Genomic DNA, 15,940 nt, shown 5'->3' on the forward strand with positions numbered 1-15,940 from the left:
TGATGGGGTTCGCGCCCGGTCAGCTGATCATCCACCGCAACGTCCACCGAGGCCGCATCGCCTGGGTACGCCCGGCGCGCGTGGTCGCCGACGACGAGCGCGGCCTCCTGCTGTGGGTCGCCCGCGGCACGCCGGTCGCCGGTGAGGTAGCCGCCGACGGGCGAGGGCTGCGGTCGATGCCATTCTCGGAGTGGATCGAGCAGGGGCCGTACCGCCTGGTGGAAGGCACCTGGGCCGGCCCGCCGGTGCTCAAGTTCCTGCCGGCGGGAGCGAGCCATTCGGTGTGGTGGTTCCGGGACGATGCGGACCGCTTCGCCAACTGGTACGTCAACCTCGAAGAGTCCGCCGTGCGCTGGGACGACGGCGAGGTGGCCGGTGTGGACATGGTCGACCAGGATCTGGACATCGTGGTCTGGCCGGACCGCTCCTGGGAGTGGAAGGACGAGGGGGAGTTCACCGAGCGGCTCGGTTATCCCGATCACTACTGGGTCTCCGACGAAGCGGCGGTGCGTGCCGAGGGCTGGCGCGTGGTGAAGCGGATCGAGGCGGGCGAGTTCCCGTTCGATGGCACGTGGACCGACTTCACGCCCGACCCGGCCTGGGCTCCTCCGCTCGTACTCCCGGTGGGGTGGGATCGCCCGCCCGCCCGTTTCTGATCATTCACCCCCGGTCGGACCTTTCGTCGCGGGTCTGGCAGAATGGTTCGCTGGTATCCGGCGAAGCGATCGCGCCCTCTAACCCGGTCGCGTAGTCAGTCCACCCGAGCTCCGACGCCACAACCCCACGTGGTGCCCCGGTCAGCTCACCCGCATCGCGCACAGGAGCGAAACAAACGTGGCCGTAAAGATCCGGCTCCTGCGGATGGGTAAGATCCGCAACCCGCAGTACCGCATCGTCGTCGCCGACTCGCGCACCAAGCGCGACGGTCGTGCGATCGAGTACGTCGGGATCTACCAGCCGAAGGAAGACCCTTCGGTGATCGAAGTCAAGTCGGACCGGGTGCAGTACTGGCTCTCCGTCGGCGCCCAGCCCAGCGAGGCTGTGCAGCGCCTGCTGGAGAAGACCGGCGACTGGCAGAAGTTCAAGGGCGAGCCGGCCCCGCCGCCGCTGCTGGTGGCGGCTGAGCGCGCTGACCGCAAGGCGGCGTACGAGGCCGAGGCGAAGGCGGCTGCTGGTCTCGCGGAGGCGGCTCCGGCCAAGACCGCGAAGAAGGCGACCAAGAAGGCGGCCGCTGGCGAGGCGACCGCGGACAAGACCGAGGAGCAGGCCGGTGCGGACTCCGGCGAGCAGGGCTGAGGTGGCACTCCGGCCCGCGCTGGAGCACCTGGTCAAGGGCATTGTCGACCACCCTGACGACGTGCGCGTCCGCATGATCGACTCGCGTCGTGGCAAGCGGCTCGAGGTGCGTGTGCACCCCGAAGACCTGGGCACGGTGATCGGCCGCGGCGGGCGCACCGCCAAGGCCCTCCGCCAGGTCATCGGATCGATCGGCGGCCGAGGCGTCCGGGTCGACATCGTCGACTCCTACTGATCCATGCAGCTTTACGTCGGCCGCATCGCCCGGCCGCACGGCATCCGCGGTGAAGTCATCGTGGAGGTGCGGACCGACGAGCCAGCTGAGCGGTTCGCCCCCGGAAAGGTCCTCGCGACCGACCCGGGGGCGGCGCCGTCTTCGGACCCGGCCGCCTACCAGGTGCCGCCACAGCTCACCATCGAGGCGGTCCGCGCCCACCAGGGGCGGCTGATCGTCGCGTTCGACGGGATCTACGACCGCAACGTCGCCGACGCGCTGCGCGGCGTGCTGCTCTGTGTCGACAGCTCCGACCTGGGCACGCTGGACGACCCGGACGAGTTCCACGACCACCAGTTGGTGGGCCTGACGGCGGTCACGCCGGCGGGGGAGACGCTGGGCGAGGTCGCCCGCATCGATCACGCGCCCGCTTCCGACCTGCTGGTGCTGCGCCGGCCCGAGGGGCGCACGGCGCTGGTCCCGTTTGTGAAGGCGATCGTGCCCGAGGTCGACCTGGCCGGTGGCCGCGTGATCGTGGATCCGCCCGAAGGGCTCTTCGACCTCTGACGCCGCGGCCAGACGGTCGTGGACCGCGGCGGGTGAGGCTGCGGGAGCGACGGCCCGCACCGCGACGGACAGCGCGGTAGCCCAGATCTTCTCTCAGGGCGCGGACCTGGCATCTTGACCCTCCTTCCGTGGCCAGGGGTGCAGGCCCTGGCCACGGGGCTCGGGGTCATATCCACAGAAGGAATCCGAAGGCAGGGGATTCCTTCTTCGGAGAACCCGGAGGCGGGGGTTCCCCTTTTTGACACCCCCGGACGTTGCGCTGTCGCCGGTCGGGGGTTTCTTGGTAGACCCCCGGGTGGCGGGGAGGCGTGGTAGGTCCGCCACCTCTGTGTGGCGGGCGCTGTGCTGTCGCCGGTCGGGGGGTTTCTTGGTAGACCCCCGGGTGGCGGGGAGGCGTGGTACGTCCGCCACCCGGGGGCTGTCACCGGTCGGGGGGATGACCGGTTGTTTCAGGCCGCCTTAGCCGGAGGCAGGGCGGGGGCGGCCAAATGGCAGATGGTCGTTCGGGTCGACCATCCGGTCACGCGAGCCGTGTACGCGGCCGCGACCGCCGCCCGAGCCCAGCGCATCCGGGCGACGGCGATGTCGGGGTGATCGCCGAACTCCTGCGCGACCATGGCCACGCAGGTCTTCGCGCCATGTGCGCGAACAGTCCGGACGACCGCGGCGCGTACCTGCTCCGCGCTGGGACGCTGCGAGTGTTGGAGATCCGACACGAACAGCGCCTCACACCTTGTCGCGGTGATGTTCAGGCGGGGCATGGCATTCACCATGGCCCCGCGTTGCGAGGGAAACATCCGCCACGACGCGGAGATTCGGATGTTGGGGCGGGAGTGCTGACGATCGCGAGCACCTGCTCGATCGTCGTGTGTGCGCGGTCGGCGATCTGCTCGACCGACACCTTGTTGGCGAGGGCTTGCCTGATCGCCGAGCGCCAGGTGACGTCGGCCCGGGCGCGCACCTCGGCCGCCTGGTCCAGCACGTAGAGTGCCTGCTCGGATGATCCGTACATGAGTTAAAGACTCGGCCAGAGCGCAGTCGGATACATCCGCCACCATGCGGAGGTCGAAAAGGGATGCGGATCGACGTTGTCACGATCTTCCCGGAGTACTTCGGCCCGCTCGACCTGTCGCTGATCGGAAAAGCGCAGGCCAGCGGGCTGCTGGAAGTTGGCGTACACGATCTGCGGACGTGGACGCACGACGTACACCGGACGGTCGACGACAGCCCGTACGGCGGCGGCCCGGGGATGGTCATGCGCCCCGAGCCGTGGGGCGAGGCGCTGGACGCGCTGGCGCCGGAGGGGGAGGCGCGGCTGGTCGTACCGACGCCGGCCGGCGAGCGCTTCAGCCAGGCGATGGCGCACGAGCTGGCCGGCGAGCCACGGCTGATCTTCGCGTGCGGCCGGTACGAGGGCATCGACCAGCGCGTACTCGACCACGCCGCGACCCGCATGCCGGTCACCGAGGTCTCGCTCGGCGACTACGTGCTCTTCGGCGGTGAGGTGGCGGTGCTGGTCATGTGCGAGGCGATCGTGCGGCTGCTCCCCGGTGTACTGGGCAACGCCGAGTCGCTCGCCGAGGAGTCGCACGCGCACGGCGTACTCGAGGCGCCGGTGTACACCAAGCCACCGCAGTGGCGGGGGCACCTCGTACCCGACATCCTCCGCTCCGGAGATCATGGGCGGATCGCCCGGTGGCGGCGCGACCAGGCGCTGTTGCGCACGGCACAGCGGCGACCCGATCTGCTTGCCGCGCTGGACCCGGATATCCTGGACAAGCGCGATGTCGCACTCCTCGACGGGGCCGGATTTCAGGTCCGGGGTGCCGATATGGCAAAGTAGTGAGGTTGCCGCGACCAGCCACCGCCCTCCGGTGAGCCCGCGTGCTCATCTCTCGGCCGCCGCCGGGTGATGATCGCCCCAACGAGCATGAGGAAGCCACGCGATGAACACGCTCGACGCACTGGACGCCCAGTCGCAGCGGACCGACATCCCCGACTTCCGCGCCGGTGACACCGTGAAGGTGCACGCGCGGGTGGTCGAGGGCAACCGTTCCCGGGTCCAGGTCTTCCAGGGCGTGGTCATCCGGCGCCAGGGCGGCGGCCTGCGTGAGACCTTCACGGTCCGCAAGGTCAGCTTCGGCGTCGGTGTGGAGCGCACCTACCCGGTCAACAGCCCCGCGATCGACCGCATCGAGGTCGTGACCCGCGGTGCCGTCCGCCGGGCGAAGCTCTACTACCTGCGGGAGCTGCGCGGCAAGGCCGCCAAGATCAAGGAGAAGCGGGAGAAGCAGGCGAGCTGAGGCTCGCCCTCCCCGCTGACCCGACTGGCGTGAGCCTCGGCCATGTGCGGCCGAGGCCGCATCGGTTTGTGTTCTTGGCATTGGCCGCTTCGGGTGCCGGGCAGATACGCTGTTCGCGGTGACGTACGACGAACGCTTCGTCCGCGGTCAACGCCGGGGCGGCGCGACACCCCCGCACTACCGCTCGCCCAGCCCCCGAGGAGGAGGCGCCGCGGGCGGTAGTGCTGTATCTCGGACTCGGGGGACGCGTGACGTGCAGCGAGACGGCGACGTCGATCCATGGCGCATGCCCCGCCGCGGTGGCGGGCGGCGGCGCCAGATGCCGCTCTGGCAGGAGCTGCCACTCCTGCTGGTCGTGGCGTTCTGCTTGGCGGTGCTGATCCGCACGTTTCTGCTCCAGGCGTTCTTCATCCCCTCCGGGTCGATGGAGGACACGCTGCTGGTGGGCGACCGCGTGCTGGTCAACAAGATCGTCTACGACGTGCGTGACCCCGAGCGGGGCGAGGTCGTGGTCTTCCGCGGGCCGCCCAACTGGACGCCCGAGTTTCAGGATGAGCCGGATATCGGCTTCATGGCCAAGCTCGGCCGCACCGTGGGCGACCTGGTCGGGGTCAGCCGCCCCGGGGAGAAAGACTTCATCAAGCGGGTCATCGGCACTCCCGGCGACAAGGTCAAGTGCTGCGACGACGAGGGCCGCGTGCAGGTCAACGGCAAGTCCATGGACGAGCCGTACGTGTTGGAGAACTCCGATCCCGACCTGCCGCCCAACCCGCGCGAGTGCCGGTCGAGGCAGTTCGACGAGATCACCGTCGCGCCCGGCAACCTCTTCGTGATGGGCGACCACCGCCTGGTCTCGCAGGACTCGCGGTGCCAGGGGCAGGTGCCGATCGACAACGTGATCGGTCGGGCCTTCGTGATCGTCTGGCCGTATGACCGGTGGGCAGGGCTCTCCGTACCGTCCAATTTCGACGACGTACCGCAGGCCGCTGCGCTCGGCCCGCCGGCGCAAGCACCGGCTCGCCTGCCTGACCAGGGAGGTTTCGCTGTCGTCCTGCCACTGCTGCTGCCCCTCGCCCTGTTCAACCGGGGCTTCCTGGGCCGCACACCGGGGTCTTTGGGCCTGTCCGCGCGTTCCCGACGTTCATTTCCAGGTCTGCGTCGTAGGCTCCGTCCGTGATTGACGAGCAGACCGAAAAGCGCCGCGGTTCGTTCTGGCGCGAGCTGCCCATCCTGCTGGGCGTGGCGATCCTCGTGGCCGTGCTGGTCCGCGCCTTCGTCCTGCAGACCTTCTACATCCCGTCGCCGTCGATGGAGCACACGCTCGACATCTACGACCGGGTGCTCGTCAACAAGCTCGTCTACCATTTCCGCTCCCCGGAGCGTGGCGAGATCGTGGTCTTCGAGGCGCCGGTAGAGTGGCGCAGCAACCCCGACGGCGAAGACTTCATCAAGCGGGTCATCGGCGTGGGCGGCGACCACATCGTCTGCTGCGACGCCGACCAGCGCCTGATCATCAACGGCCAGTCGCTCGACGAGCCCTACCTCTTTTCGGAGGGCGGCATCACCGACCTGGCGGCCGACGAGTCGTTCGACATCACGGTGCCCGAGGGGCGGCTGTGGATGATGGGTGACCACCGCTCGGCATCCGGCGACTCGCTGGAGCACTGGGAGCGCACCCGCGACCTCAACCTGTCCACGATTCCAGAGGACGCGGTGATCGGGCGGGCGTTCGTGGTGTTCTGGCCGGTGGGGCGCGCGAAGTGGCTGTCGGTGCCTGAGCCGTACGACAAGATCCCCAGCCCCTGAGCGTTTCCCTTGGATGCCCGTCCGGTCCCGGGCGGTTGTCGGGCGGTTGTCTGTTCGGCTATTGGCCGTTGGCCGGTGTGAGTTCGACCCTGGGGCGGTCCCGAGGCCCGGCATCGACGCAATAGGCTGGGCGAGTGGACGCAATCCCCCGCCGCGCGGCCCGGGTGCTGCTCGTCGACGGTGACGACCGCGTCCTGCTGTTTCGCGGCCTCGATCCAGCCAGACCGCACCACCGATACTGGTTCACGCCGGGGGGCGGCCTCGACCCCGGCGAGGCATACGCGGTGGGCGCCGCACGCGAGCTAGCCGAGGAGACCGGGCTGCGGCTGGCCCCGGAAGAGCTGGGCGACCCGCTCTGGTTCGAGGAGACCGAGTATCCGTTCGACGGCCGGCACTACCGGCAGCAGCAGGAGTTCTTCCTGGTGCGCGTGCCGAGCTGGGAGGTCGACACGGGCGGCTTCGAAGAGGTCGAGCGCGATTCGATTGACGATCACCGGTGGTGGGAGGTGGCCGAGCTGGAGTCGACCAAGGAGAAGGTCTACCCCCACGACCTGGCCCCCCGCATGCGGTGGCTGCTGGCCGGCCGCCCGTCCGGCGGCGGCCTCGTCTCTGGTGGTGGGCTGGTTTCCGGTGGTGGACTTGCCACCGCTGGAGGTCTTGCGTCCGGTGGTGGTGCTGGGTTGGGTGGTTTTGTGGCTGGTGGTGGGGCTGTGGGCGGTCTTCGGCTGGGCGGCCTTCCGTCAGGTCGCCTTGGGGCCGGCGGCTTCGCCTCGGGCGGCTCTGGGGCTGATCGCGGGTCCGGGGCTGCCGGAGGTGGTTCGGCCCGTGACCGCTCGGCCGGTGGCGGCTTGGCTGCCGGCGGAGCCGCTGGTTCGGAGGGGCTGTGCTGACGCCGCCGCGGACCGTCGTGCGCCGCGAGGGCGGCATCTACGCCCTTGAGCGGGCGCTGCAGCGCCGCGGCTTCCGCGTCGTGGCGGGGGCCGACGAAGCCGGCCGGGGCGCCTGTGCGGGCCCGCTGGTGGCCGCCGCCGCGGTGCTCCCCGAGGGCAAGCGCGGCGAGGTCGACGAGCTGACCGACTCCAAGCTGCTCACCGCCGCCGCCCGCGAGCGCGTGTACGTCGAGGTCGTCAAGCGCGCCCTCGCCTACGCCGTCGTGGTCATCCCGGCCGCCGAGGTCGACGCCCGCGGCCTGCATGTGTGCAATCTCGCCGCCATGCGCCGCGCGCTCGCCGCCCTGACCACCCGTCCGGAGTACGTGCTCACCGACGGCTTCGGCGTCGACGGGCTCGGTGTGCCTGGGCTCGCCGTGTGGAAGGGTGACCAGGTGGCCGCCTGTGTCGCCGCCGCCAGCGTGCTCGCCAAGGTCACGCGTGACCGGATCATGGTTGACCTGCACGAACGCTTCCCCCAGTACGGCTTCGACGAGCACAAGGGGTACGTCACGCCCGAGCACAACGCCGCGCTCGCCGCTCACGGTCCGTGCCTGGAGCATCGCTTCTCGTACGTCAACGTGGCCACCGTCTCCGGCCGCGACTCCCGCCCCCCGCGTTCGCGCCGGCCGGCCACCGTCGGTGCCCTTGAGCCGATGGGGCAGGCTGCCCCCGCAGGGGGTACCGTCGGCGTGGCGTTGGCCGAGGGGGCGCGGCTGTCGCTGCCAGTGGGGGAAGATGTGGCCATGGAAGGCGGAGTGCGATGAGCGCGGAAGATCTCGAGAAGTACGAAACCGAGATGGAGCTGCAGCTCTACCGGGAGTACCGCGACATCGTCCGCCAGTTCTCCTACGTGGTCGAGACCGAGCGCCGCTTCTATCTCGCCAACCAGGTCGACCTGCATGTGCGCAACTCGGACGGCGAGGTCTACTTCGAGGTCGAGATGCACGACGCGTGGGTGTGGGACATGTACCGACCCGCCCGATTCGTGAAGAATGTTCGGGTAATGACGTTCAAGGACGTCAATGTCGAAGAGCTCGAAAAGCCCGATATCTCACTCCCAACGGAGAACGGCTTCGGCGGCTGAAGCCACGGCCCGCGCTTCCTCGTCTCCTTCGCGCCCCCAGGGTGACGCGAGCGCGTTGATCCCATAGCAGATCAACTGTCTCCTCGGGCGGTATCCACAGCAGCCCTCGCTGTCCACAGCACGGCCCGACTCCGGTTGTGGTCTCTCCCCGGTACGGCCGACGCTGCCCGCCATGCACGTGTTGGTGTGGCTAGTTGCGATCATGCTGGCCGGAGGTGTGGCGCCGGCTCCGGCTGCTCGCGGTCCGGTCCGGGCTGCTGGTGGCGCGGTAGGCGCTCCCGGGCCGGCTCGGCCTGCCGGCGGCCCGGCGCCGGCGGTCTCTGATCCGGTTCGGTGGTCTGGCAAGGGGGCGTCGGCCGCTGGTGGTCCGGCCCGTTCGGCCGGCGGGTCCATGGCTGTGGCGACGGCTTCCTCGGTGTCGGTCGGCGCTGTGCCTTTCGCCGGCTTGCCGGTCGGTGCCCTGCGGCTCGATAGTGGGCGCGAGGGCGCAGGCGGGCGGGAGGCACCGGCGGCGGCCTTGGCGCTCATCCGCCCGGCCCCGTTTGTGGCGCCCCCGGCATCGTCGGATCCGGTTGACCTCCTGCGAGTCGGTCCTGTGTGGCTCATGGCCCCCCGCGAGCCTGGCCCACGCGGAAGTGCCGGTCCGGTGGGCGAGGCGGCGGGGATGCTCTCGGCTCCCGCTCCCGCAGCCGCGTTTCGGTGGCCGCTGGACGGCCCGCCGCAGGTGGTCCGTCGCTTCGACCCACCGCCGAGCCCGTGGCTGGCCGGCCACCGAGGTGTCGACCTGGCGGGCGAGCCGGACGATCCGGCGCGCGCGGCCGGCGCCGGCACGGTGCACTTCGCCGGCCGCGTGGCCGGACGAGGCGTCGTCAGCATCACCCACCCGAACGGCCTGCGTACCACCTACGAGCCCATCGAGCCGGCCGTCAGCGCCGGCGACCCGGTATTCGCCGGCGACCAGATCGGGACGCTGGCCGCCGGACACGCCGGCTGCCCGGTGGCCGCCTGCCTGCACTGGGGCTTGCGGCAGGGCGAGGAGTACCTGGATCCGCTCTCCCTGCTGGGGCTCGGCCGAGTACGCCTCCTGCCGCTGGAGCCGTCGCGCGTTTCGTCAGGGGCTGCGGGCGTTCTTCCGTTGGGGTTTGCGGGGCGTCTCGTGTTGGGGCCTGGGGATCCTCTTCCGCTGGGGTCTGCGCGGCCCCTTCCGTTGGTCGCGCGCCTTTTGTCGCATCGGCATGCGTACGCGAGTGGCAGTGACGCTACGTATCGCCGGGGCGCCGTCGCCCGTCGTGGAGCGCGGGCGTCGGCGGATAGTGCGGCAGGCGGCAGCGGACCTGGGCGGCGGCCGAGGGTCGTGCCCCAGCCTGCCGAAACAGCCCCGCGCCCGGCGGAAGCCAAGGATGAGCATCCGGTCGACCGCTGGAGCCTTCCCGTCCTGGCGGGCGGCTGCCGGTTGGCGCAGCCCGGCGAACGCGGCAGAACCCGCTGCGGCCGAGCTGTCACTCTCCGGGGACCGGAGCGGCGCCGGTGCGCTTTCGCCCCGGAGGCGCTGGTCCTGGAGGCGGGCGCAGCGCGGTGCTCGGTGGCTCTCGTCGGGAAAGGCGCGTGCGGTGTGGTGCGCGTCCGCCTTCGCCCTGGAGGCGAGTGCGGCGCGGTGCACGGTGGCTTTGGGGGTGTGGTGTTCGGCTGCTTGCGTCCTGGAGGCGAGGGCAGTGTGATACTCCGGCGCTCTCGCCCCGGAGGCGGATGCCGCGCGTCGGTGGAGGCGGCGCGATGACCGGGGAGCCGACCCCCGCAGCGCCCGACGGTCCTCAGCCGGCGGATGAAGCCGGCCGCCTGTCACCGGGCGGGCCGTGGCCGGAGGCGCCGAGCGACCCTGAGTGGCGGATCAGGCTCCGGCAGGCGGTGGAAGGATCGGCGCGGCAACGCACAGCCCGGGCCGAGCACCGGCGGATGCTGACCACGCGGCGCACCGCCGGCCTCCAGGCTCGCCAGGCCGCCCGCCTCGCCCGCGTACACGCGCCGGGAAGCGAGGCACCGTGACCGCTCGCGAGTCGCGACCAGCCACGCCGTGGTGCGGGCGGGATGGTCAGCGCGACTGGCGGAGGAGGCCCGGCAGCCCTTCCGCGAGCCGGTCGTACTCCTCGCGGCGGTTGTAGACCTGCCCGCACAGGCGGAGCCAGCCCTGACCGCTCCACGACATCACCGCTACGACTGTGGCGAGCTTGTCCTCGATACGTGTGGCGAGGTCGGCCGCCGCGTCGAAGGTGGTCGCCTCGCCCGCGGGCAGCGGGAGGATGCGCATCGCGAGTGTCGGGGAGCCCGGGTCGGGCAGCTCCTCCGGGGTGAGCCCGAGTGCGGCGCCGACGACCCGCTGGCCGTACGCGGCGAGGTCCGCGTTGTGGGCGCGTACCCGCTCGGGGCCCAGCGTTCGCAGCACGAAGAGGCCGGTCGGCGCGGCCAGCCACGCCGAGTAGTCCAGCGTGCCCTGCCACTCCACCCGTGCCGGGAAGCCGCTCTCCTGCTCCCAGGAGATGGCCAGCGGGTCGATGCGTTCGCGCCAGCGCGGGGCGACGGTGAGGAGGGCGGTGCCGCGCGGGGCGTACGCCCACTTGTGCAGGTTGCCGACCCAGAAGTCGGCGCCGATCGCATCCACCGCGACGGGGAGCATGCCGGGCACGTGGGCGGCGTCGACCAGCACCGGCACCTCACGCTCACGCGCCGCCGCGACGATCTTCTCGACCGGGAAGAGGCGGGCGGTGGGCGGGGAGATCTGGTCCACGATGAGCAGCCGCGTGCGGCCCGGGCGGAGTGCCTGGGCGACTGTGGCCGTGACCTCGTCCTCGCCGGCGTCGAGGGGCACGCCGACCGTACGCACGGTCGCACCGGTGCGGCGGCACTCCCGTTCGGCGGTGAAGGCGATCGCGCCGTACCGGTGGTCGGTCGTCAACACCTCGTTGCCCGCGCCCAGGCCGAGCGACTGCAGCACGATCGCGGCGCCGATGGTCGTGTTGCCGACCAGGGCAGAGCCCTCGGGATCGGCACCGAGGAAGGCGGCGATGTGGCGGCGGGTGTGCGCGATACGTTCGGGGAGGTGGCGAAAGTAGCGGATGGGGTTGGTCTCGCCTTCGTCACGCACGCGTTGCTGCGCCCGCTGGGCGGCGACCGGCACGGCGCCTCGGGCACCGTGGTTGAGGAAGGCGATCGCGGGATCGAGCGAGAAGCTTTCCCCGATGCGGTCCCAGCCGACGTAGCTGCCCTCGACCTCCGTGCCTCCCACGGCGTCAACCCTACGGCAGAGCGCTCATCGGGCCCACTCGTCGGTGAGCGGCTCGGGCCGGCTCGAAAAGGCATGCTCGGCTCCGCGGCGGGTCCAGACGACGACCGGTGGGATGCGTCCGACGGCCGGCGTGGTGTCATCGCTGAGCCCGATGGCTCGCTCACCGGCGTCTCGGCTTGAGCGCCCCTGACGACAACAGGCCCGGCGAGGCCGGACAGAGGCGCCGCCAGGCAGCCGTGGCGAGACCGCGTGGCCCCTTCGAGCGGGGCGACGTGGCGCGCTATGCGCGGGGGTGAGCCTGGCGGTATGCGGCGCGGAGGCGCTCGACCGAGACGTGCGTGTAGATCTGCGTGCTGGACAGCGATGCGTGGCCGAGCAACTCCTGCACCGCGCGCAGGTCGGCGCCGCCCTCCAGCAGGTGCGTGGCGGCGGAGTGGCGCAGGCCGTGCGGGCTGGTGTGGGGAAGCCCGGCGGCGCGGGCGTAGCCGCTCACGACGCGCCGCGCGATCGTGGGCTGGAGGCGACCACCGCGGGCGCCGAGCAGCAGGGCGTTGCCGCTGGACGGGCCGGCGAGCGCGCCACGGCCCAGGCGGAGCCAGTCGTCGATGGCCTCCTCGGCCGGCAGTCCATAGGGGACGGACCGCTCCTTGTTGCCCTTGCCCAGCACCCGCACCACGCGCCGGCCGCGGTCGACGTCGGGGACGTCGAGGCCGCAGAGCTCGCTGACGCGGATGCCCGTGGCATACAGCAGCTCCAGCAGTGCGCGGTCGCGTAGCAGCACCGGGGACGCCTCGTCGCCCGGCGCGAGCACCAGAGCCTCGGCCTGGTCGGCGCGGAGCACGGCCGGCAGGTCGCGGTGGGACTTGGGGCTGGCGAGCTGGGCGCCGACGTCGGTGGCGAGCAGCCCGCGCCGGTGGGCCCAGGCGCTGAACGTGCGCGCCGAGGCGGCCCGCCGTGCCAGTGAGGTGCGGGCGGCGCCGAGTGTGCGGAGCTTTGCCAGCCAACTGCGAAGCACGGCGATGTCGATGTCGCCGGCCGACGCGCAACCCATCAAGGTGGCGTGGTCGAGGAGCGTCATGACGTCGCCCACGTACGCCCGGACGGTGTGCGCCGACCGGCTTTCCACTCGGGCGAGGTGGTCTGCGAAGTGGTCGACCGCATCGCGCATCGGCTCGGGCAGGCCCTCGTGGATTGCCCGGATGCTGACGCTCTTTCGCTTCACACCGCCGACCGTGGAAGGCGGGACCCTGAGGTGTCAAGACGCCGCGCCGGCAGCGGGGTCGTCGTGGGCGCGTGACGGGGTCGCCACGCGCCCACTCCGGCCACCCGTGCCGGCCTTGACCGCAGCCGCCTTGGATGCGCCAGCCTTGCCGCTCCTGGGCTTGGGCGCCAGCGCGTAACCGCTGCCGCGTCGGGTCAGAAAGCCCAGGCTCTCCAGCAGCGTCAGCTTGCGCATCGCCGTGCGGAGGTCGAGGCCGGCACGGGCTGCCAACTCGTCGGCGCCGGCGGAGCCGCGCCGGGGCACCGACTCCAGCACCATCGCCGACTCGGCGTCCAGCCCGTCGTGCGGCCGCTCCGGGCCGCGCGGGCGAGGCGCCAGGTCACTGCCGATGTGACCGATCTCTTCCAGGACGTGTGCGACGCCGGTAACCAGCCGCACCTCCGGATGCTCGCGCACCATCTCGTGGCAGCCGACCGACATCGCGGAGGTGACCGGACCAGGCACGACCATGGGGCGCCGGCCGAGCGCCATCGCGCGGCGCAACGTCTGGCTGGCGCCGCTGCGAGCGGATGCCTCGACGACGACGGTGCCGCGGGTGGCGGCGGCGATGACCCGGTTGCGGATCAGGAAGCGGTGGCGCACCGGCACCGAGCCGGGCGGCCACTCGCTGACCAGCAGGCCGGTCTCGGCGATGCGGTCGAACAGCGCGGTGTTGCCGGAGGGGTAGGGTCGGTCGACACCACAGGCGAGCACCGCGATGGTGAGCCCGCCGGCGTTGAGCGCGCCACGGTGTGCGGCGGCGTCGATGCCGTGTGCGCCACCGGAGACCACAGTCCACTCCCGCTCGGCGAGCTCATAGGCCATAGTGGTGGCGACGTGCTCGCCGTAGTGGGTGGAGGCACGCGCGCCCACCACCGCCACCGACTGGGCGAACGCCTCGTCGAGCCGGGAGACGCCGCGCACCCACAGGCACAGAGGCGGCGCGACGTCGCGGTCGATGCGGCTCTCAGCGGGGCGTCCGAGCAGATTGGTGAGGTCGCGCACCGCCTGTGGCCACTCGTCGTCTTCAGGGATGACGATGCGCGCGCCCAGCCGCTCGGCGCGGACCAGTGCGGTCTCGGCCATCTGGTGCGGGTCTCCAGCGCTCATCCGGGCGGCGGCCGCACCGCGGAGCTGGGGGTCGGGCACATCGCCCTCGACAAGCCGCTCCAGCGCGCGGAGCGGGCCGTTGGCGTTGACCATGCGATGCACGGCCTCGTTTCCCGGCTCGATCAGCCAGTGCAGGGCTATCCGGGCCAGCCGCAGTCGCTCGTTCACGGAAACCTCCCTCATGGGGCCACACCGGTGCGGAGCTGCGTCGCCTCGAGCACGTCCTCCCGATCTGGTCGGTGGCGACCGTCGAGGTCGGCGATCGTCCAGGCCAGGCGGAGGATGCGGTCGAAGCCGCGAGCGGAGAGCAAGCCGTGGTCGATGCGGGTGCGCAGCGCCTTGGTGTCGGCGGGGGGCAGGCGCCACGGCGGCTTGCGCAGCGCGGGACCGGGCACCTCGGCGTTGGTGCGCCAGCCGCTCTCGGACCACCGGGCGGCCGCGGCTGCCCGTGCCTTCAGCACCCGGTCGGCCACGACCGCTGAGGGCTCGCTCGCCAGGTCTGCCGCCATCAGCTCGGCGGCGCCGAGGGGGTCGAGCGTGACCTGTACGTCGATCCGGTCGAGCAGCGGGCCGGAGATCCGGCCGAGATAGCGGCGACGAGCCAGCGGGCTGCACTCGCAGAAGATGTCGCCTGCGGGCTTGGCGCACGGACAGGGGTTGGCCGCCAGCACGAGTTGGAACCGTGCTGGGTATTCGGTAGCGCCGTCGGCCCGCCGCAGCAGGATGCGGCCAGTCTCCAGCGGCTGGCGCAACGCGTCGAGCGCCCTGCCGTTGAACTCGGCTGCTTCGTCAAGAAAGAGCACCCCGAGGTGGGAGAGCGACACCGCCCCGGGCCGGGCAAGCCCGGACCCGCCGCCGACCAGTGCCTGGACCGTGGACGTGTGATGAGGAGCCTGGAAGGGCGGCCGGCGCAGGAACCGCCCACCAGGCGGCAGCGCGCCGGCGACCGAGTGAAGCGCGGTCACCTCCAGCGCGCCATCGTCATCGAGCTCGGGCAGGATCGACGGCAGGCGCTCGGCAAGCATCGTCTTGCCGGCGCCAGGCGGCCCGAGCAGTGCCACGTGATGCCCGCCCGCGGCGGCCACCTCGATCGCGCGCCGGCCCAGCGCCTGGCCGACCACGTCGGCGAGGTCGGGACCCTCCGGCTCGGCATCCGGCCCTCCGTCTGGCGGGTCGAGCAGCGGCGCGCCGTCGCGTACGAACGCGACGAGGCGGTGCAGCGTGTCGACGGCCTTCACTTGCACGCCAGGCACCACGGATGCCTCCCGGGCGTTGCCGAGCGGCACGATCACGCGGTCGATCCCGCCCTTGGCGGCCGCGGCCACCATCGGCAGGGCGCCGCGCACCGGGCGGACCGTGCCGTCGAGCCCGAGCTCGCCGAAGATGGCCACGCCGTCGAACGCGGCCAGCGGCAGCTCGCCCGCCCCGCCCAGCAGCACGACCGCGATGGCCAGGTCGAAAGCCGAACCGGTCTTGCGCATGCCTGCCGGCAGCAGATTGACCGTGATGCGGCGGCTGGGCCAGCGCTGGCCGGAGTTGACGATCGCGGCGCGGACCCGGTCGCGCGCCTCGTTGAGCGCGGTGTCGGGCAGTCCGGAAAGGACCACCGCCGGCAGCCCCGGTGAGAGGTCTGCCTCCACCTCCACCAGGTGACCGGTGACGCCGACCAGCCCCACCGACAGCACCTTGGCGTAGCTCATCAGAGGACCCCGCGCAGGTGCTCGACGCGCGCGGCGCCTCGCCGCTGGGGCAGCACGGACACCACGTCGAAGCGGACATCGCGGCCGTGGACGTCATGCTCGGTCAGCCAGCGCAACGCGAGCCGCCGCAGTCGCCGCGCCTTTGAAGACACCACCGCGCCGGCCGGCGGCCCGAACTCCAGGCTGCGCCGCGTCTTCACTTCGCAGAAGACGATGTCTTCGCCGTCGCGGCCGATGATGTCGATCTCACCGTCGGCGCACCGCCAGTTGCGCGCGACGATCCGTATGCCCGCCTCGACCAGGTGGGCGACCGCGCGCCGCTCGCCGTACGCACCGACCGCCAATGTCGCCGTCGTCATGGGCAATGAGCCTGTGGGGGAGGGGCGC

19 protein-coding genes and 1 pseudogene are annotated in these 15,940 nt (G+C 71.7%); 13 read left to right on the forward strand and 7 right to left on the reverse strand.

Annotated features, from left to right (window positions below):
* Window positions 1-2 precede the first annotated feature (2 nt).
* The 4 genes from ACFFIA_RS21275 (at window position 3) to rimM (ending at window position 2,077) form a co-directional block, all read left to right on the forward strand.
* Window positions 3-656 (forward strand): ribonuclease FAU-1 family protein, encoded by a 654-nt coding sequence (locus ACFFIA_RS21275; RefSeq protein ID WP_377253322.1) that lies wholly within the window; start codon window positions 3-5, stop codon window positions 654-656.
* 178 nt (window positions 657-834) lie between these two features.
* Window positions 835-1,296, forward strand: a complete 462-nt coding sequence (rpsP, locus tag ACFFIA_RS21280; RefSeq protein WP_377253324.1) for a 30S ribosomal protein S16 — start codon at window positions 835-837, stop codon at window positions 1,294-1,296.
* Window positions 1,271-1,531 (forward strand): RNA-binding protein, encoded by a 261-nt coding sequence (locus ACFFIA_RS21285; RefSeq protein WP_377253326.1) that lies wholly within the window; start codon window positions 1,271-1,273, stop codon window positions 1,529-1,531. The genes rpsP and ACFFIA_RS21285 overlap by 26 nt, the downstream gene beginning before the upstream one ends.
* Window positions 1,532-1,534: 3 nt before the next feature.
* Complete coding sequence (gene rimM, locus ACFFIA_RS21290; RefSeq protein ID WP_377253328.1) at window positions 1,535-2,077, forward strand: ribosome maturation factor RimM; 543 nt, start codon at window positions 1,535-1,537, stop codon at window positions 2,075-2,077.
* 449 nt (window positions 2,078-2,526) lie between these two features.
* Here the strand turns inward: rimM and ACFFIA_RS21295 are convergent, their stop codons facing one another.
* Window positions 2,527-2,838, reverse strand: coding sequence for a hypothetical protein (locus ACFFIA_RS21295; RefSeq protein WP_377253330.1), 312 nt, complete (start codon window positions 2,836-2,838; stop codon window positions 2,527-2,529).
* A 5-nt stretch (window positions 2,839-2,843) separates the two neighbouring features.
* Window positions 2,844-3,089 (reverse strand): hypothetical protein, encoded by a 246-nt coding sequence (locus tag ACFFIA_RS21300; protein ID WP_377253332.1) that lies wholly within the window; start codon window positions 3,087-3,089, stop codon window positions 2,844-2,846.
* Between the two features lie 63 nt (window positions 3,090-3,152).
* Between ACFFIA_RS21300 and trmD the strand changes: the two genes are divergently transcribed.
* The 9 genes and pseudogenes from trmD to ACFFIA_RS21345 all read left to right on the forward strand — a co-directional run bounded on the left by trmD (window position 3,153) and on the right by ACFFIA_RS21345 (window position 10,245).
* Window positions 3,153-3,920, forward strand: a complete 768-nt coding sequence (gene trmD / locus ACFFIA_RS21305; RefSeq protein ID WP_377253334.1) for a tRNA (guanosine(37)-N1)-methyltransferase TrmD — start codon at window positions 3,153-3,155, stop codon at window positions 3,918-3,920.
* A gap of 103 nt (window positions 3,921-4,023) precedes the next feature.
* Complete coding sequence (gene rplS / locus ACFFIA_RS21310) at window positions 4,024-4,380, forward strand: 50S ribosomal protein L19 (RefSeq protein WP_377253336.1); 357 nt, start codon at window positions 4,024-4,026, stop codon at window positions 4,378-4,380.
* Between the two features lie 286 nt (window positions 4,381-4,666).
* Window positions 4,667-5,557 carry a signal peptidase I gene (gene lepB, locus ACFFIA_RS21315; RefSeq protein WP_377253397.1) on the forward strand — a complete coding sequence of 297 codons (891 nt, stop codon included), beginning with the start codon at window positions 4,667-4,669 and terminating at the stop codon, window positions 5,555-5,557.
* Window positions 5,554-6,186: a signal peptidase I gene (lepB, locus tag ACFFIA_RS21320; RefSeq protein ID WP_377253338.1), complete on the forward strand. Its 633-nt coding sequence runs from the start codon at window positions 5,554-5,556 to the stop codon at window positions 6,184-6,186. The genes lepB (ACFFIA_RS21315) and lepB (ACFFIA_RS21320) overlap by 4 nt, the downstream gene beginning before the upstream one ends.
* 134 nt (window positions 6,187-6,320) lie before the next feature.
* Window positions 6,321-7,076: an NUDIX hydrolase gene (locus tag ACFFIA_RS21325; RefSeq protein ID WP_377253340.1), complete on the forward strand. Its 756-nt coding sequence runs from the start codon at window positions 6,321-6,323 to the stop codon at window positions 7,074-7,076.
* Window positions 7,070-7,882 (forward strand): ribonuclease HII, encoded by an 813-nt coding sequence (locus ACFFIA_RS21330; RefSeq protein ID WP_377253342.1) that lies wholly within the window; start codon window positions 7,070-7,072, stop codon window positions 7,880-7,882. The genes ACFFIA_RS21325 and ACFFIA_RS21330 overlap by 7 nt, the downstream gene beginning before the upstream one ends.
* A complete protein-coding gene (locus ACFFIA_RS21335) occupies window positions 7,879-8,202 on the forward strand; it encodes a DUF2469 domain-containing protein (RefSeq protein ID WP_173055909.1) in 324 nt (107 codons plus the stop codon). The genes ACFFIA_RS21330 and ACFFIA_RS21335 overlap by 4 nt, the downstream gene beginning before the upstream one ends.
* 604 nt (window positions 8,203-8,806) lie before the next feature.
* Window positions 8,807-9,298: pseudogene (locus ACFFIA_RS21340) on the forward strand (M23 family metallopeptidase); the annotation flags it as partial.
* A gap of 677 nt (window positions 9,299-9,975) precedes the next feature.
* Window positions 9,976-10,245, forward strand: coding sequence for a hypothetical protein (locus ACFFIA_RS21345; protein WP_377253344.1), 270 nt, complete (start codon window positions 9,976-9,978; stop codon window positions 10,243-10,245).
* Between the two features lie 46 nt (window positions 10,246-10,291).
* Here ACFFIA_RS21345 and ACFFIA_RS21350 read toward each other — a convergent pair whose 3' ends face one another.
* The 5 genes from ACFFIA_RS21350 to ACFFIA_RS21370 form a co-directional block, all read right to left on the reverse strand.
* Complete coding sequence (locus ACFFIA_RS21350) at window positions 10,292-11,482, reverse strand: aminotransferase class V-fold PLP-dependent enzyme (protein WP_377253346.1); 1,191 nt, start codon at window positions 11,480-11,482, stop codon at window positions 10,292-10,294.
* 280 nt (window positions 11,483-11,762) lie between these two features.
* Window positions 11,763-12,650: a tyrosine recombinase XerC gene (locus ACFFIA_RS21355; RefSeq protein ID WP_377253398.1), complete on the reverse strand. Its 888-nt coding sequence runs from the start codon at window positions 12,648-12,650 to the stop codon at window positions 11,763-11,765.
* Between the two features lie 87 nt (window positions 12,651-12,737).
* A complete protein-coding gene (gene dprA, locus ACFFIA_RS21360; RefSeq protein ID WP_377253348.1) occupies window positions 12,738-14,036 on the reverse strand; it encodes a DNA-processing protein DprA in 1,299 nt (432 codons plus the stop codon).
* Window positions 14,033-15,553, reverse strand: coding sequence for a YifB family Mg chelatase-like AAA ATPase (locus ACFFIA_RS21365; protein WP_377253350.1), 1,521 nt, complete (start codon window positions 15,551-15,553; stop codon window positions 14,033-14,035). The genes dprA and ACFFIA_RS21365 overlap by 4 nt, the downstream gene beginning before the upstream one ends.
* A complete protein-coding gene (locus ACFFIA_RS21370; RefSeq protein WP_377253352.1) occupies window positions 15,553-15,912 on the reverse strand; it encodes a YraN family protein in 360 nt (119 codons plus the stop codon). Before ACFFIA_RS21370 ends, ACFFIA_RS21365 begins: the two co-directional genes overlap by 1 nt.
* Window positions 15,913-15,940: the final 28 nt, after the last annotated feature.

Origin of the sequence: Phytohabitans kaempferiae, assembly GCF_042433955.1 — a bacterium.
Lineage (GTDB): Bacteria > Actinomycetota > Actinomycetes > Mycobacteriales > Micromonosporaceae > Phytohabitans > Phytohabitans kaempferiae.

Coding starts and splice junctions, on each gene's coding strand:
- ACFFIA_RS21275 (WP_377253322.1), top strand. CDS start 3: ATGGGGTTCGCGCCCGGTCAGCTGATCATCCACCGCAACGTCCACCGA.
- rimM (WP_377253328.1), top strand. CDS start 1,535: ATGCAGCTTTACGTCGGCCGCATCGCCCGGCCGCACGGCATCCGCGGT.
- ACFFIA_RS21295 (WP_377253330.1), bottom strand. CDS start 2,838: ATGCCCCGCCTGAACATCACCGCGACAAGGTGTGAGGCGCTGTTCGTG.
- ACFFIA_RS21300 (WP_377253332.1), bottom strand. CDS start 3,089: ATGTACGGATCATCCGAGCAGGCACTCTACGTGCTGGACCAGGCGGCC.
- trmD (WP_377253334.1), top strand. CDS start 3,153: ATGCGGATCGACGTTGTCACGATCTTCCCGGAGTACTTCGGCCCGCTC.
- rplS (WP_377253336.1), top strand. CDS start 4,024: ATGAACACGCTCGACGCACTGGACGCCCAGTCGCAGCGGACCGACATC.
- lepB (WP_377253397.1), top strand. CDS start 4,667: ATGCCCCGCCGCGGTGGCGGGCGGCGGCGCCAGATGCCGCTCTGGCAG.
- ACFFIA_RS21335 (WP_173055909.1), top strand. CDS start 7,879: ATGAGCGCGGAAGATCTCGAGAAGTACGAAACCGAGATGGAGCTGCAG.
- ACFFIA_RS21345 (WP_377253344.1), top strand. CDS start 9,976: ATGACCGGGGAGCCGACCCCCGCAGCGCCCGACGGTCCTCAGCCGGCG.
- ACFFIA_RS21355 (WP_377253398.1), bottom strand. CDS start 12,650: ATGCGCGATGCGGTCGACCACTTCGCAGACCACCTCGCCCGAGTGGAA.
- dprA (WP_377253348.1), bottom strand. CDS start 14,036: ATGAGGGAGGTTTCCGTGAACGAGCGACTGCGGCTGGCCCGGATAGCC.
- ACFFIA_RS21365 (WP_377253350.1), bottom strand. CDS start 15,553: ATGAGCTACGCCAAGGTGCTGTCGGTGGGGCTGGTCGGCGTCACCGGT.
- ACFFIA_RS21370 (WP_377253352.1), bottom strand. CDS start 15,912: ATGACGACGGCGACATTGGCGGTCGGTGCGTACGGCGAGCGGCGCGCG.